This is a genomic window from Clostridia bacterium, assembly GCA_019683875.1.
Taxonomy (GTDB): Bacteria; Bacillota; Sulfobacillia; order RBS10-35; family Bu92; genus Bu92.
Map to the genome: position 1 here is coordinate 1 of JADGHN010000037.1, position 14,881 is coordinate 14,881.

The 14,881-nt window shown below is 73.1% G+C and carries 15 protein-coding genes; 10 read left to right on the forward strand and 5 right to left on the reverse strand.

Translation table 11 applies throughout. The annotated features are described in order from the left end of the window. From IRZ18_04540 to IRZ18_04555, 4 genes are all read left to right on the forward strand, one after another. Positions 1 to 244, forward strand: a 244-nt coding sequence (locus IRZ18_04540; GenBank protein MBX5476376.1) for an AAA family ATPase, incomplete at its 5' end; no start/stop codon positions are given. Continuing rightward, positions 244 to 1,395, forward strand: a complete 1,152-nt coding sequence (locus IRZ18_04545) for a DUF58 domain-containing protein (GenBank protein ID MBX5476377.1) — start codon at positions 244 to 246, stop codon at positions 1,393 to 1,395. The genes IRZ18_04540 and IRZ18_04545, both read left to right, overlap by 1 nt. Then, positions 1,362 to 2,693 (forward strand): DUF4129 domain-containing protein, encoded by a 1,332-nt coding sequence (locus tag IRZ18_04550; GenBank protein MBX5476378.1) that lies wholly within the window; start codon positions 1,362 to 1,364, stop codon positions 2,691 to 2,693. The genes IRZ18_04545 and IRZ18_04550 overlap by 34 nt, the downstream gene beginning before the upstream one ends. Continuing rightward, on the forward strand, positions 2,677 to 2,910 hold the full coding sequence (locus IRZ18_04555; protein ID MBX5476379.1) for a hypothetical protein: 234 nt from the start codon (positions 2,677 to 2,679) through the stop codon (positions 2,908 to 2,910). Before IRZ18_04550 ends, IRZ18_04555 begins: the two co-directional genes overlap by 17 nt. 8 nt (positions 2,911 to 2,918) lie before the next feature. On the opposite strand, the gene IRZ18_04560 is transcribed toward IRZ18_04555, so the two are convergent. The 5 genes from IRZ18_04560 to IRZ18_04580 form a co-directional block, all read right to left on the reverse strand. Next, a complete protein-coding gene (locus IRZ18_04560; protein MBX5476380.1) occupies positions 2,919 to 4,157 on the reverse strand; it encodes an FAD-dependent oxidoreductase in 1,239 nt (412 codons plus the stop codon). 58 nt (positions 4,158 to 4,215) lie between these two features. After that, complete coding sequence (locus tag IRZ18_04565; GenBank protein MBX5476381.1) at positions 4,216 to 5,214, reverse strand: DAK2 domain-containing protein; 999 nt, start codon at positions 5,212 to 5,214, stop codon at positions 4,216 to 4,218. Between the two features lie 34 nt (positions 5,215 to 5,248). Next, positions 5,249 to 6,130 carry a DegV family protein gene (locus IRZ18_04570; GenBank protein ID MBX5476382.1) on the reverse strand — a complete coding sequence of 294 codons (882 nt, stop codon included), beginning with the start codon at positions 6,128 to 6,130 and terminating at the stop codon, positions 5,249 to 5,251. A 118-nt stretch (positions 6,131 to 6,248) separates the two neighbouring features. Beyond that, positions 6,249 to 7,484 (reverse strand): NAD(P)/FAD-dependent oxidoreductase, encoded by a 1,236-nt coding sequence (locus tag IRZ18_04575; GenBank protein ID MBX5476383.1) that lies wholly within the window; start codon positions 7,482 to 7,484, stop codon positions 6,249 to 6,251. A gap of 72 nt (positions 7,485 to 7,556) precedes the next feature. Next, entirely contained in the window at positions 7,557 to 8,519 is a 963-nt protein-coding gene (locus tag IRZ18_04580; protein ID MBX5476384.1) for a sodium:calcium antiporter, read from the reverse strand. Between IRZ18_04580 and lpdA the strand changes: the two genes are divergently transcribed. The 6 genes from lpdA to lipB form a co-directional block, all read left to right on the forward strand. Then, the gene (gene lpdA, locus IRZ18_04585) at positions 8,518 to 10,032 is read left to right on the forward strand and encodes a dihydrolipoyl dehydrogenase (protein ID MBX5476385.1); all 1,515 of its coding nucleotides are present in this window, start codon (positions 8,518 to 8,520) and stop codon (positions 10,030 to 10,032) included. The genes IRZ18_04580 and lpdA overlap by 2 nt on opposite strands. 95 nt (positions 10,033 to 10,127) lie before the next feature. Beyond that, on the forward strand, positions 10,128 to 11,081 hold the full coding sequence (locus IRZ18_04590) for a thiamine pyrophosphate-dependent dehydrogenase E1 component subunit alpha (protein ID MBX5476386.1): 954 nt from the start codon (positions 10,128 to 10,130) through the stop codon (positions 11,079 to 11,081). A 13-nt stretch (positions 11,082 to 11,094) separates the two neighbouring features. Then, positions 11,095 to 12,084 carry an alpha-ketoacid dehydrogenase subunit beta gene (locus tag IRZ18_04595; protein ID MBX5476387.1) on the forward strand — a complete coding sequence of 330 codons (990 nt, stop codon included), beginning with the start codon at positions 11,095 to 11,097 and terminating at the stop codon, positions 12,082 to 12,084. Positions 12,085 to 12,098: 14 nt separating this feature from the next. Next, a complete protein-coding gene (locus tag IRZ18_04600; GenBank protein MBX5476388.1) occupies positions 12,099 to 13,427 on the forward strand; it encodes a 2-oxo acid dehydrogenase subunit E2 in 1,329 nt (442 codons plus the stop codon). An 88-nt stretch (positions 13,428 to 13,515) separates the two neighbouring features. Next, positions 13,516 to 14,445 carry a lipoyl synthase gene (gene lipA, locus IRZ18_04605; GenBank protein ID MBX5476389.1) on the forward strand — a complete coding sequence of 310 codons (930 nt, stop codon included), beginning with the start codon at positions 13,516 to 13,518 and terminating at the stop codon, positions 14,443 to 14,445. Beyond that, the coding region (gene lipB / locus IRZ18_04610; protein ID MBX5476390.1) for a lipoyl(octanoyl) transferase LipB at positions 14,442 to 14,881 on the forward strand (440 nt) is incomplete at its 3' end. The genes lipA and lipB, both read left to right, overlap by 4 nt.

Sequence of the window (14,881 nt, forward strand, 5' to 3'; positions counted from 1 at the left end):
TGTCTTTGGGGGTGGGGGGGGGGCTTTTGTTAATAAGACACCGGCCGGGGCCCCGGCCGCCCCGGGGGGGGCGGCGCTGCAGGGCCGCGCGTACGTCGTGCCGGACGACGTGAAATCGGTGGCGGCGCCGGTCCTCGCCCACCGCATCGCGCTCGGCGCCGAGGCGCGCATGCGCCGTCAGGACGCGACATCCGTGATCCAGGCCGTCCTGGACGAGGAGCCGGTGCCGGTGGAGGGCGCGTGATGGCAGGGGCCGTTTGGGCCGGCCCTGCGCTCGCCGCCGCGGCCGCCGTCGCCATGGGAGGCCGCGCCTGGCGGGACCGGCTGCTGGAGGACGTCGAGTTCCGCCGCGAGGCGCGCCCATGCCGCCTGTTTCCCGGCGACCGCGCCGTCCTTGAGGTCACGGTCGAGAATCGCAAGCGCTGGTCGATCCCCTGGCTCGTGACGGAGGACGAGGTGGGGGACGGGATCCGCGTGCTCGGGGTGCGGACGCGGCGGGGCGGACAGGGCCGGCACGTGTGGATCCAGGCGTGGCAAGTGCCCGGCTGGCGCCGCGTGCGCCGCACCTTCCAGCTCGTGGCCCTGGAGCGCGGATGGCATCCGTTCGGTCCGGTCTCGATGCGCGCGGGCGATCCCTTCGGGATCGTGTCGGCGCGCCGGGAAGCGGGGGAGGGCGCGGGCGTGCAGGCGGACGGCGTCGTCGTTCTGCCCCGGCCGCTGCCCCTCCCGGGCGTGGCGGCCGCGAGCGCGTCCGGCAGGCGCACGGCCTCGGGATGGCTCCACCGCGACCCGCTGAACGTCGTCGGGTTGCGCCCGTACACCCCGGGCGACCCGTACCGCAGCATCGACTGGAAGGCCACGGCCCGCGCGGGGGAACTCCGCGTGCGGGAGACGGCGCCCTGGCAGGCGCCGTCGCTCGTCCTGGTCGTGGACATCGCGACGTCGCGCCCCGTGTGGCTCGGCCGCGTGCGCACGCGCCAGGAGGCGGCGCTCGGCGCGGCGGCCTGGCTCGTGATGGAGGCGGCCGGCCTCGGCGCCCTTCGCCTCCACGTGAACGGCGGCCTACGGGGCGAGACGGCCGAGGTGGATCTCAGCCTCCCACCGGGCGGGGCGCCGCTGGCGCTGGAGGCGCTCGGCCGGGTGGCGGACGCCGTGCGCCGGCCGATCGCGGAGACGTTGAGGCGCATGGCTCCGCCCTCCCGCGACGCGCGCCTCGTCGTCGTGACTGCCGTTCCGGACGCCGAGGTGTGGGACGCGGCGCACGCCGTGGCGAGGCGGCCGTTCATCGTCGGCGTCGGGGCGGAGGCGGAGAGGAACCCCTTCGTGCACGCTTGCATCGCCGAGGAGGACGTCGAACGGTGGTGGCGGTCGTGGCACGAGCGGGCGGCGGGCTGACCAGCGAGGCCGCGGGCGCCCGGCGCCGGGCGCGATCCTGGTTCGCGGCGGGGGAGACGGCGGCGGCGCTCGGTCTGGCGCTGACTCTCGGGCGGGGGTTGCCCGCGGGAGCGTGGACGCTGGGCGTGGCGGCGCTGTGGCTGGCCGCGTTCGCGCGGCCGGGAAGGCGGAGCCGGCTGCGCGCTGCCGCCGTCGCCTGTGGCATCGTCGCGGCCGCCGTGGCCGTCGCCTGGCTCGGCCGGTTCGCCGGCGGGTCCCCAGCCGGCGCCCCGGTCGCGGCCGTGGCCGCCCTCGTCGCGTCAACCGCCGCCGGCGCGTGGCGAGGAACGAGGCTCGCCCGCGCCACGTTCGACGGGGAGGAACGGGGGCGGTCGGCGGCCGGGCACGCGACGGCCTGGCTGGCGGTCGCGGTCGCGGCGTCATCGCGCGGAGGGCCGGCCCTCATCCTGGTCGCGCTGGCGCTGTCAGATGCGGTCGCCCTGCTCCTCGGGTCGTGGCACGCGCTGCGTGCCTCGCTGATCGAGGAGGCCGCGTGGGACGCGGACGAACCGGGGCCCGGGCGCTGGCTCCGGGCGGCCGGGACCGGCGTGGCGGCGCTGTCCCTGCTCGCCGCCGGCTTCGGCGCCGCGGTTCAGGGACCGGCGGCGCGCATCGCGGACGCGGCGCTGCGGATCGTCGTCGCGGCCATGGCGCGCGTCGCCTTTCCCGTCGTGGCCTGGGCGCTGGACGCGCTGCGCCCGCATTCCGCGAGCATCCGCGAGGTGCTGGATCGCATGGCCCAGGGGGTGGGTGGGCACCCCTCGGACACGATCGCCGCGCCGGCCGTCACGCACGGGTCGGGGTGGGTGCTGGCGGGTCTCGCCGGTGCAGCCGTCCTCGCCGTTCTGGTCGCCGTGGGCCTCGCCCGGTTGCGGGACGCAGCCGGCGGCGGACCGGTCGAGACAGCATTCTCCGAAACGAGCGAAATGATCCCGCGCGGCGACGCGAAGCGCCCGCGACGGCTCGCCTGGGCGGGGGCGCCGGCCACGGATGCCGTCCGCCGTGTGCGGGCGGCGTACCGGCGTTGGTCCAGGTCGGCGGCGCGACACGGGCATGCGCGCGCCCCCTCGCAGACGGCGCGCGAGCACGCGCGAAGGGTGACGGGCGGCCTCGAAGCGGCGCCTGCCGCCGCGGAGCTCGTCGCCCTGTACGAACGCGCGCGTTACGGCGGCGTCGCGACCGCAGAGGACGCGCGCCGAGCGGGCGATGTCGCCAGGGACGCGGAAGCGGAGGTCATCCCCGTTGAGCGAGGTCGATAAGGGGCTCCCGGACGGCGGCGACGGCGCGCCGGCGGCGCGCCGCGGTCCCACGTTCGACGACCCGCGCTGCTGCGCGAGCTGCGTGCACGTCGGCGTGCGGCGGGTGGGCGGGCAGGTGCGCGTCTACTGCCGGCGGCTCGGCTACGACACGCGCCCGGAGTGGCGCTTCGACTGCTGGACGCCGAAGCCGCACGTGCGCGACCGGCTCGACCGGTGATCCCGCGCCTACTCGCCGGCCAGCAGCGCCTCGCGCTGGGCGGGATCGACGGGGTCCCCGGACTTGACAAGCTCCAGCAGCCGCTTGCGGCCCCGCGGCGCGCCGATCAGCACCGCGCCCACCAGCCGATCCTCAAGGAAGAACAGCGTCCGCGCCGTCTTGGCGCTCTCGTCGACGCGCGTGACCTCCGTGATGCCGGGATGGTCCTCCGGGGTCATGCCGAGGACGCTGATGTTCGAGTCGAAGAGCGGGCTGGAGTACGTGGGGACTTCGCGGTAGGGCTCGTTCGCGCCCAGCATGTTGCGCGCCGCCACGCGGCCGTGCATGAGCGCGTTGTCCCATGTGCCCATGCGGTGGTGGCGGCCGATGACCGGATCGTAGAAGCGCGCGATGTCGCCGGCGGCGAACACGCCGGGGACGCCGGTGAACAGGCGCTCGTCCGTCCGCACGGCGCCATCCTCGACGGGAATCGGCGAGCCGGCCAGCCAGTCGGTGTACATCGTCAGGCCGACCCCGGCGCCGACCAGGTCGCACTCGTACCGCCGGCCGCTCTTCGTTTCCACGGCGTGGGCCAGGCCGTCGCGCACGAGGATGCGCGCCGCTTCCTCGTCGTGCACCACGTCCACGCCGTGCTCGCGGGCGATGGCGTCCACAAGCGCGCCCGCCTCCTGCGGCAGCACGCGGCGCAGGAAGCGGTCGCCGCGCATGAGCCACGTCACGCGCAGGCCCTGTTGGAGGAAGCCCTCCGTGAGCTCGTAGGAGATGAAGCTGCCGCCGATGACGACGGCGCGCGCCTCGCGGCCGCGCCGCGCGCGGGCCTCCGCCGCGGCCGCCAGCAGGCGGCGCGTGTCGTCGAGCGTCTGGAAGTGCAGCACGTTCGCGGCGTCGTCGCCGGGGACGCCGAGCCGGCGCGGGGCGCCGCCCGTCGCGACGAGGAGCCCGTCCCACGGAAGCGTCTCTCCCGTGGCGAGCGTCACGGTCCGCTCCTCGACCTGGACGGACGTGGCGAGCGTCTCCAGACGAAGGTCGATGCCGCGCTCCGCATGCCACTCCACCGAGCGGATGAAGGTCTTCTCCGGGGCGAGCCGGCCCTGAAGGACGCGCGGGAGCGAGACGCGGTTGTACAGCGGGTACGGTTCGCGCCCGATGAGCGTGACGCGGCAGGACGGGTCGAGCTTGCGCAGCGTTTCCGCGGCGGTGGTGCCGGCGACGCCGTTGCCGACGATGACGAACCGACGTTCAGCCAAACGTGGACCCTCCGTTCAAGAGTCTGCGCGACTCTTGAGGCCGCAACACGCGGAGGCGTCAGGCCTGGCCGGCGGGGTTGCGGCGGAAGGCCTCGGCCTGGGGCCGCATGTCGGTGACCTCGACGTGGTCAGTCTGGCCGAAGCGGCGGAGGATCGCAAGCGTCTCGTCCGGGCGGTCGGTGTGGATGTGGACCTTGGCCTGGAACTCGTCGCCGGCGACGACGAGGCTGTCGCCCATGGGCAGGAGTTCGGCCCGCAGCCGTTCCAGGTCGAGCCCCGGTCCCGTGAGCACCAGCTGCACCTCGATGGGGAAGCGCAGGTCGAAGTCGCTCTCGCCCTCAAGGTGCGCGGGCGCCTCCGGCGCGAGCGCCTGGCGGGTCGCCGCGCGGCGGGCCAGCTCGCGGCCCACCTTGAGGGCGAGCCGGCGGTGCCGCAGGAACTGCGTCGCGCCGTCGAGCATGTGGCACAGGGCCAGGCCGGCGGCGTCGACCACGCCGGCCTCCTTGAGCACCGGGAGAAGGTCGGGCGTCCGGGCGAGCGCCTCGCGCGCTGCGCGCCGGGCGGCGTTCAGCACGCCGAGGACGTCCTCGCCGCGCGCCGCGGCGTCCCTGCCGCTGGCCGCGGCCGCCTTGGCGACGGTGAGGATCGTCCCTTCCTTCGGCTCGGCCACGGCGCGGTAGCTCAGCTCCGACGCTTGCACCAGCCCCTCGGCGAACGTGGACGCGCTGACGACGTCGCTGCCGCGCGCCGCCCTCGCGATGCCGCGCAGCATCTGCGCGAGGATGAGCCCGGAGTTGCCGCGCGCCCCCATGAGCGCCCCCATCGACGCCTTCTGCAACAGCGCGCCGGCGGACGCCTCGGTGCCCGTGCCGGGCTGCTCGTTCGCGCCCTCCGGCCCGCAGGCGGCGCGGAGCGTGCCGAGCATGTTGCCGCCGGTGTCGCCGTCCGGGACGGGGAACACGTTCATGGCGTCGATCTGGCGGCGGTGGCGTTCCAGGGAGCGCACGGCCCCGCTCCCCAGCACCCGAAGGTCGTCTGCGGTCAGCGATTCGATCAATGAAGGTCTCCTTTCGTCCGTCGGCATCGACCCGTTACTGGACGTTCCCGCCGTCCGCCTCCGGATCCTCGCAGGAGACCAGGCCCAACAGGCCCGGCCCCACGTGGACGCCGAGCACCGGCGTGAACGGCTCGATCCACAGGTCGTGCGGCTGAAAGCGGGCGCGGATGCGCTCCGCCCATTCCCGCGCTTCCTCTTCCGCGTTGGCGTGGATGACGATCATGCGCCGCCGCCCCTCGCCGGTCAGGCGGCGTTCCGTCTCTTCCTCGATCCGCTGCAGGCCCGCGCGGCGGCTGCGCACCACGCCGGCCGAGTCGACCTCGCCGTCGACGAGCGTCAGCATGGGCAGCAGGCCCAGCAGTTTCCCCACGAGGCCGCGGGCTCGCCCGACGCGCCCGCCCCGGATCAGGTACTCCAGCGTGTCGACGACGGCGAGGAGGACGATGCGCGGCCGCAGGCGCTCCAGCGAGACGAGGATCTCGTCGACGGAGGCGCCTTGCGCGGCGCGCTCGGCGGCCTTCAGGGTGAGCAACGCGTGCCCGGCGGAAGCCATGCGGCTGTCCACCACGGCGATGCGGACGCCGTCGAACATGTCCTCGACGAGGTCCGCCGCCTGGCGCGCGGAGTTGTAGGTGCCGCTGAGTCGGCTGGAGATGGTGAGGCAGACGACGTCGCGGCCCTCTTGAGCGGCCGCCTGGAACACGGAGACGAAGTCGCCGGGGGACGGTTGCGTCGTGCCGGCGACCCCTTTGAACGCGGCAAGCTTGCGATAGAACTCGTCCGGTTGGATGTCGACGCCGTCGCGATAGGACTCGTCCCCGAAGACGACCCGCAGGGGGACGGTCGGGACGTGGAACCGGTCGCGCACGGCGGCGGGGATGGTGCCGGTCGAATCGCTCACGACGACGGGGGCCACACGCATCCTCCTCGGTCATGCCCCCGCGAAGGGAGCAGGCGAACGGCGCGCCGCAGGCACAACTCGGCGCAGTTCTCTTATACGGCGCGATTTGCCGTTCGCCTTCTGCCGGAGCGAATCAGGTGCGAAGATGGCCCGCGACCGGGCTGCCGTCGCCGGACGGCAACGCCGGGCGGCGGCGCCAGTGGCGGCGCCGCGCCGGGCGGCCCCAGCCGGCGATCGCGGCGAGGCGCCGGAGGAGGTAGGCGACGCCGCCGACGTCATACGCGTGATGCGCCTCGACAAGCCGCTTGATGACCATGGCGGGCACACCGTAAAGGCTTTCGCGGCCCCAGCGGCCGACCCCCTCGTGGCGGCCGAGCGACGCAAATACGCCCCGTTGGCGCGGCACAAACGCCTCAAGCGGTTCCCCGCGCATCGCGCGGCAGACGTTGCGGGCCGCCAGGCGTCCCTCCTGCACCGCCATCTGTGCGGTGGGCGGCACCACCCGGCCCGTCGCCGGGTCGGTCGGCGCGGAACAGTCGCCGGCGAGGAAGATGCGCTCGTCCGCGGTGCACCGGAGGTGCGCATCCACCAGCCCGCGGTCGCCCCGCGTCACCGGCAGGCCCGAGGCACGCACAACGGGGTTGGCGCGCACGCCGCCGGCCCACACGAGCAGGTCGTACCCGCGCGTCTCGCCGCCCTCCAGCGTGACGTGCTCGCCGTCGACCTCGACGATCGCCCGTCCCGTCAACAGCCGCACGCCCTTGGACTCCAGCGTGCGCACGGCCGCTTCCACGAGTTCCGGCTCGAAGCCGGGCATGATCTGGGGCCCGGCGTCGACGACGGTCACCTGCAGGCCCGGATCGCTCTCGGCGATCTCCGCGGCCAGCTGGACGCCGGTCAGTCCGCCGCCGACGACGATCACGCGCGCGTCCGGCCGGCGCTCCGCCAGGCCGGCCAGGCGGTTGCGCAGCCGCCGTGCGCTGCGCAGGTCCGTCAGCGGCACGCCGTGCTCCTTTGCGCCCGGCACGCCGTAATACTCGGGAATGCTGCCCAGGGCCACGATCAGCCAACCGTATGGAACCTCGGTCCGCTCGCAGCGCACGACGCGTGCCGCGGCGTCGATCGCGGCGACGCGGTCGATGACGAGCCGGTGCGGCGGCTGCACGAGACGATCGAGGGGCACGGTGATGTCGGCTTCCTCCTCGTCGCCGGCGACGAATTCGTGCAGTTCCGTCGTGAAGTAGTGCGTCCGGCCGCGGTTGACGAGCACGACCTCGCCCCTGCGGCCGAGCGCGCGGCGGAGCTCAAGGTACGCCGACAGGCCGGCGTACCCGGCTCCGAGAATCACAATCGCGTCTTCGCCCGCCATGCGGATCCACCCCCGGACCCAGTGTTCCCCATCTCACGCGGCCGCTTGATCGCGCCGCGGCCGGCCGCGCCCTCACATGAAGAGGACGGCGAGGTACGCGACGAACGCGAGGCCGCACGCGGAGAGCCACGGCCCGTGGCCGCGGCCGCCCGTCGCGCGCCAGGCCAGGGCGGTGCCGAGCCCGGCCGCGCCCACCGCCACCATCGCGGGGGGCGACATGCGCCACGGACAGAGGGCGAGGGACACGGCGACCGGCAACGTGGCCGACATGACGAGCGCGCCGCTGACGTTCTGCAGGGCGAGGTCGAACTTGCCGCGCAGGGCCCAGAGCGTCGCCGTGGTGATCTCGGGGAGTTCCGTCGCGAGCGGGGCGAGGGAGAGCGAAACAATCAGCGACGGCAGGCCCAACGCCGCGCTCAGCCCTTCGAGCGCGTGCACGAGTTGCTCGGCTCCGTAGGCGAGGCCCGCGCACCCTGCCAACGTTTGCGCGACGACCCACGGCAGGCGGCCGGCGAAGGGAAGTCGAAACAATGCGGACGGGGGAGGATCGCCGCGGTCGTCGCGGTCCCAACTCTGCAGGCAGAACGCCGCCCACGCCGCGAGGAAACACGGCGCCAGCGCAAGCTTGAGCCGCGGGGCGGGCACGAGGGTCAGGGCGACGGCCGCGCCGAAGAGGACGCCGAACCACTGGAGATTGCGGCGGACGCCCCGGTCGGTGCGCCGGGCCGCCCGCGGCTCCCGCGCGCCTGCGCGCGCCGTCCCCGCCAGGCCGACGAGGCCGAAGGCGAGCGTGGCCAGCACCGCGGGGGATCCCAGCGCCGTGCCCGTGCTCACGCCGCCGGCGCCGCTCAGCGCGGCCAGCAGCGTGACGAGCGTCTCGGGAAGGGTGCCGCCCATCGCGGCGAGGACGGAACCGGTGCCCGCGGGACCGAGTTTCCACCGGTGGGCGAGCCACTCCACGCCGTTGACGAAGAGTTCGGCCGCCACGACGATCAGCCCCGCGGCAGCCGCGGCCCAGACGAGGAGCAAGGTCATGATCGGCGGCGGCCTCCACGCGGCATGCCTATGCCGGTCCTCGGGCGGCCATGCAGGACGGCGCGGGCTTTCCAGTCGAAGTCGAGTCGTACTAACCTTGAAGGCGGGTTTCGGGGAAGGGGCGAGGCACGTGGCCGATTTCGACGTCGTGATCCTCGGCGGCGGCACGGGCGGGTACGTCGCCGCCATTCGGGCCGCGCAACTGGGCATGAAGACGGCGCTTGTCGAGGAGGACAAGGTCGGGGGAACCTGCCTGCACCGCGGGTGCATTCCGACCAAGGTGATGCTGCAGGCGGCCGATCTCTTGAACGACATCCGTCGCGCCGCGGACTTCGGGCTCGCGCCGGTCGCCGGGGCGGACGTCGACTGGTCCCGCCTCGCGGAGCGCCGCGGCCGCATCGTGACCACGCTGCACCGCGGCGTGGAGTACCTCCTGAAGAAGAACGGGGTGGAACTGGTCCGCGGCCACGGCACGCTGGAAGGGCCGGGGCGCGTGCGCGTGGCCGACCGCGTCCTGACCGCGTCGCACACGATCATCGCCACCGGTTCGCGCCCGCGCGAACTGCCCGGGCTCCCGTTCGACGGGGAGCGGATCATTTCCAGCGACCATGCCCTACAGATGGCCCGGCGGCCGTCGTCGGTCGTCGTCGTCGGCGCCGGCGCCGTGGGGGTGGAGTTCGCGTCGCTGTTCCGGGACTTCGGCGCGGAGGTCACGCTGGTCGAGTGGTTGCCGCGCATCGTGCCGCTTGAGGACGAGGACGTCTCCGCGGAACTGCAGCGCGCGTTCGAGAAGCGCGGCATCCGGTGCCTGACGGGCGCGCAGGTGCTGGCGGAGTCGGTGAAGGCGGAGCCGGACGGGGTTTCGCTGACCGTGAGAAGGGGCGACGAGGATTTGGCGCTCAAGGCCGAGGTGCTGCTCGTGGCCGTCGGCCGCGCGGCGCGCCTGGAGGGCTACGGTCTTGAGACGACCGGCGTGGCCGTGGAGCGAGGATTCATTCGCGTGGACGGTCACATGCGCACGAACGTCCCCGGCGTGTACGCCATCGGCGACGTCGTCGGCGGGCTGCAGCTGGCCCACGTGGCGGCGCACGAGGGGATCGTGGCCGTGGAGACGGCGGCCGGGCACGACCCGGAACCGATCGACTACACGAAAGCGCCGAAGGCCACGTACTGCCGGCCGCAGGTCGCGAGCGTCGGCTACAGCGAGAAGGAGGCGAGGGACGCCGGTCATACGGTCAAGGTCGGTACGTTCCCGTTCCGCGCCATCGGCAAGGCGCTGATCGTCGGCGAAGGCGAGGGTTTCTGCAAGGTGGTCGCCGACGAGGACGGCGGCGTGCTGGGGGTGCACCTGATCGGGCCGCACGCGACGGACCTGATCGCGGAGGGCGCGCTCCTGCGGTTCATGGACGGCACGGCGTGGGAGCTGGGCACCGTCATCCACCCGCACCCCACGCTGTCGGAGGTTCTCGGAGAAGCCGGCTTGGCCGTCGAGGGCCGGGCCATTCATTTTTGATCAGCCGCCGGCGGGATCGAGCGCCGGCGTCGCGGAGGTGGGCGGAGTTGGGCGATTGGAAGAAGCTCGGTCTGACCGAAGAGGACCTCGTCGGCATGTACCGGACGATGCTTCTGGCGCGTCGCCTGGACGAGCGCCAGTGGGTGATGAACCGCATGGGCAAGGCGCCCTTCGTGATCTCCTGCCAGGGGCACGAGGCGGCGCAGGTGGGTTGCGCCTGGGCGCTGGAGCGCGGCAAGGACTTCACGCTGCCGTACTACCGTGATCTCGGCGTCGTGCTCACCATGGGCATGACGCCGCGGGAGGTCATGCTCGACTTCTTCGGACGCGCGGAGGGGCCGAGCAGCGGCGGGCGGCAGATGCCGGGCCACTACTCGCACCCGAAGCTGCGCATCGTGTCGCAGTCGAGCACGGTCGCCGTGCAGGCCGTCCACGCCGCCGGCATCGGGTATGCCGCGCGGCTGCGCGGCGAGGACACCGTGGTCTACACCTCCTTCGGCGAGGGTTCGGCCCAGCAGGGCGACGTCCACGAGGCGATGAACTGGGCGGGCATCTACAAGCTGCCGGTCATCTTCGTCTGCCAGAACAACAAGTACGCCATCTCCGTGTCCGCCTCGAAGCAGATGGCCATCGAGAACGTCGCCGACCGCGCGGCCGGGTACGGCTTCCCGGGCGTGACGGTGGACGGCCGCGACCCCATCGCCGTGTACGCGGTCATGAAGCGGGCCGTCGAGCGCGCCCGCGCGGGCGAGGGCGCGACGTTCATCGAGGCCAAGGTCTACCGTTTGACGCCGCACTCGTCCGATGACGACGACCGCAGCTACCGCAGCCGCGAAGAGGTGGAAGCCGAGCGCAAGCGCGACCCGCTTCTGCTCTTCGCCGATCGCCTCAAGCGGGAAGGGATCCTGGACGACGCCCGTCTCGCGGAACTTGAGGAAGCCGTCAAGAAAGAGGTCGACGACGCGACCGCCTACGCCGAGAAGGCGGCCGATCCACGCCCCGAAGACTTGTACGCCCGGCTCTACGCCAGCGAGCCGGCGATCGGCTAGGGAGGCGCCCGAAGTGCCTGAGAAGACGCTCATCGAAGCGATTCACGACGCCATGGACGAGGAGATGGCGCGGGATCCGTCCGTGGTGCTGCTGGGCGAGGACGTCGGCCTGCGCGGCGGCGTGTTCCGCGCCAGCGCCGGTCTCATCGAGAAGTACGGCGAGGCGCGCGTGATCGACACGCCGCTCGCGGAGTCGAGCATCGCCGGCATGGCGATCGGCATGGCGCTGAACGGCCTCCGGCCGATCGCGGAGATGCAGTTCGCCGACTTCTCCTTCCCCGCCTTCAACCAGATCCAGAGTGAGGCCGCGCGCATGTACTACCGGTCCAACGGCGGCTGGAAGGTGCCGCTCGTCATCCGCATGCCCTACGGCGGCGGTCCCGGCGTCCACGGTGCGCTCTACCATTCCCAGAGCGTGGAGGCTTTCTACGCGCACATCCCCGGGCTGAAGGTCGTCCTGCCGTCGTTCCCGTACGACGCGAAGGGCATGCTGAAGGCAGCCATCCGCGACGACGACCCGGTCATCTTCCTGGAGCACAAGAAGGCGTACCGCTCCGTGCGCCAGGAGGTCCCCGACGGGGACTACACCGTGCCGCTCGGTCCCGCGGAGGTGCGGCGCGAGGGGCGGCACGTCACGATCTACAGCTACGGCTTCCTCTTGCATGAGTCGCTGCGCGCCGCGGACCAGCTGAAGCAGGAGGGGATCGAGTGCACGGTCGTCGACGTGCGCTCGCTCAAGCCCCTCGACAAGAAGACGATCGTGGAGACGGCCAAGCACACGGGGAAGGCGCTGATCGTGCACGAGGACAACGTCTCCTACGGCGCGGGCGCGGAGATCGCGGCCGTCATCGCGGAAGAGGCGCTCTTCCACCTGGACGCGCCCGTCCGCCGCCTGTGCGGGCCGGACGTGCCCGGGATCGGCTTCAATCACGTCTACGAGCACGAATTCACGCCGGACGTGGCGCGGATCGCCGCCGCCGCGCGCGAGCTGGCCAAGTTCTGAAAGGAGGCGGTCGCGTGGACGTCACGGTGAAGATGCCCCAGCTGGGCGAAAGCGTGACGGAAGGCACCGTCTCGGCCTGGCTGAAGCGGCCCGGGGACCGGGTCGAACGGTACGAGTCGCTGCTGGAAGTGATCACGGACAAGGTGAACGCGGAGGTGCCGTCGCCGTACGCGGGCGTGGTGAAGGCCCTGCTCGTGGCGGAAGGCGACACCGTGCCCGTCGGCACGCCGATCTGCGTCCTTGAGGCGGAGGGCGAGGTCGAGGCGGACGCGTCCGCGCCGGAAAGCCACGGTTCGGCCACCGCGCCCTCGCCTGCGGGCGCGGCGGATCCGGGCGCCGGCGCGGGCACGGCGACGCCGGCGACGGGCGCCACCGGCCCCGGAGGGGCGGCTCCGGGCGCGCCCGAGCGCGGCCGCTACTCGCCCGCGGTGCGGCGCCTCGCGCGGGAACACGGCGTCGATCTGACGCAGGTCCGGGGGACGGGCGCCGGCGGGCGCGTCACCAGGGAAGATGTGGAACGCTTCGTGGCGCAGCGGGCCGCGGGGGTCGCGCCGGCAGCGTCGCCCGCGACGGCGCCGCAGGCGGCGCCCGTGCCGCCGCAGGCCGCGCCGGCTCCGGCGGCCGCCGCCGCGCCGAAGCTCGGGCCCGACGACGAGCTCGTCCCGCTCACGCCGATCCGCCGCACCATCGCCCGCAACATGGTGTTGAGCGCGACCACCATCCCGCACGCGTGGACCATGGTGGAGGCCGACGTCACCGGCATCGAGCGCCTCATCGAGTCGCGCGGCGCCGAGTTCCGGGCGCGCGAGGGCGTGAACCTCACGTTCCTGCCGTTTGCCGTCAAGGCGGCGGTGGAGGCGTTGAAGGCGGTGCCGCGCCTGAACGCCACCTGGTCGGAGGCGGGCATCATCCTGCACAAGCGCGTCCATGTCGGCATCGCCGTCGCCACGGAGGACGGGCTGGTCGTGCCCGTCATCCACGACGCCGACCGGCTCAGCATCGCCGGGCTGGCGGTCGCCATCGCGGACCTCGCGTCGCGGGCGCGCGCGGGTAAACTGAACCTGGACGACATGCAGGGCGGCACGTTCACCGTCGACAACACCGGGGCCGTGGGCACCGAGCTCTCCATGCCGATCATCGTCCCCGGACAGACCGGCATCCTGACGACGGAGCGGGCGAAGAAGAAGCCGGTCGTCGTCGGCGACGCCATCGCCATCCGCACCGTGATGGCGCTCTGCCTGTCGATCGACCACCGCGTCGTGGACGGCGCGGAGGCCGGCCGGTTCCTCACGGAGGTGCGCAGGCGCCTGGAGAGCGTGGGGCCCGAGACCGGACTGTACTGAACCGGTCGCCGCGGCCGGCGGAAAAGGAGTGGGCGACGTGGCCATCCCAGAGAATCGTCACGAGGCGGAACGCGCACGCACGCGCGCGCTGCCGGTGCTCCCGGGGCCGGACGGCCAGACGCCGGCGCGCCCGGAGTGGCTGAAGGTCAAGCTGAGCACCGGGCCCAACTACCGGGACGTGAAGAACCTTCTGCGTTCCGAGCGCCTGCACACCGTCTGCGAGGAGGCGCGCTGTCCGAACATCTTCGAGTGTTTCGAGCACCGCACGGCCACGTTCATGATCCTCGGGAACGTCTGCACCTGGGCCTGCCGGTACTGCGCCGTGGAGTCCGGCCGGCCGTCCGGGCTCGACCTGCAGGAGCCGGTGCGGCTCGCGGAGACGGTGGAGCGGCTCGGGCTCCACCACGTCGTGATCACGTCGGTCACGCGGGACGACCTTCCGGACGGCGGCGCGGGGATGTTTGCGGCCTGCATCGAGCAGATCCGCAAGCGCCGGCCGCAGTGCAGCGTCGAGGTGCTGATCCCGGACCTGCGCCGCAAGCGGGAGAACCTTGAGATCGTCATGGCCAAGCGGCCGAACATCCTCAACCACAACATCGAGACGGTGCCGCGCCTCTTCAAGGCGATGCGGCCGAAGGGCGACTACGAGGGATCGCTGCGCCTCCTCGCGCAGGCGAAGGAGATGGCGCCCGACATCCCGACGAAGTCGGGGCTCATGGTGGGCCTCGGGGAGACGTTCGAGGAGGTCCTCGCCACCATGGACGACCTTCGCTCGGCCAAGGTCGACATTCTCACCATCGGCCAGTACCTGCGGCCGACGAGCCAGGCGCGCCACGTCCCCGCCTTCCGCTACTGGCGCCCCGAGGAGTTCCGGGCCCTCAAGGAGGAGGGCCTGAAGCGCGGGTTCACGCACGTGGAGGCGGGGCCGCTCGTCCGCTCGTCCTACCACGCCTGGCAGCAGGTGAAGGACCACGAGGCCGCGCTGCGCGCGCGCCAAGAGGCGGGCGCGAGGTCATGACGGCGGAGCGGACGGCGTGGCTTCTGCAGCCGGGCCGCGTCGACTACCGCCCGGCGTGGGACGCGCAGCAGCGGCTGGCCGCGGCGCGCGCCGAAGGCCGGATTCCGGACGTGCTCATCCTCCTGGAGCACCCGCACACGTTCACCCTCGGCCGCAAGGCCGACCCGGCGAACGTCCTGGCGGACGACGACACCCTGCGCCGCCTGGGCATCGAGGTGGTGTCGATCGACCGCGGCGGCGACGTCACGTACCACGGTCCAGGACAGATCGTCGGCTACCCGATCCTGGACCTCGCGCCCCGCGGCGGGGACGTGCACCAGTACCTTCGCGACCTGGAAGAGGTTCAGGTCCGCGCCCTCGCCCGATTCGGCATCGCGGCGCGGCCCGGGCTTGAGCCGCCGTACACCGGCGCCTGGGTGGGCGACGACAAGATCGC

Coding starts and splice junctions, on each gene's coding strand:
- lpdA (MBX5476385.1), top strand. CDS start 8,518: ATGATCGGCGGCGGCCTCCACGCGGCATGCCTATGCCGGTCCTCGGGC.
- IRZ18_04580 (MBX5476384.1), bottom strand. CDS start 8,519: ATGACCTTGCTCCTCGTCTGGGCCGCGGCTGCCGCGGGGCTGATCGTC.
- IRZ18_04545 (MBX5476377.1), top strand. CDS start 244: ATGGCAGGGGCCGTTTGGGCCGGCCCTGCGCTCGCCGCCGCGGCCGCC.
- IRZ18_04575 (MBX5476383.1), bottom strand. CDS start 7,484: ATGGCGGGCGAAGACGCGATTGTGATTCTCGGAGCCGGGTACGCCGGC.
- IRZ18_04590 (MBX5476386.1), top strand. CDS start 10,128: ATGTACCGGACGATGCTTCTGGCGCGTCGCCTGGACGAGCGCCAGTGG.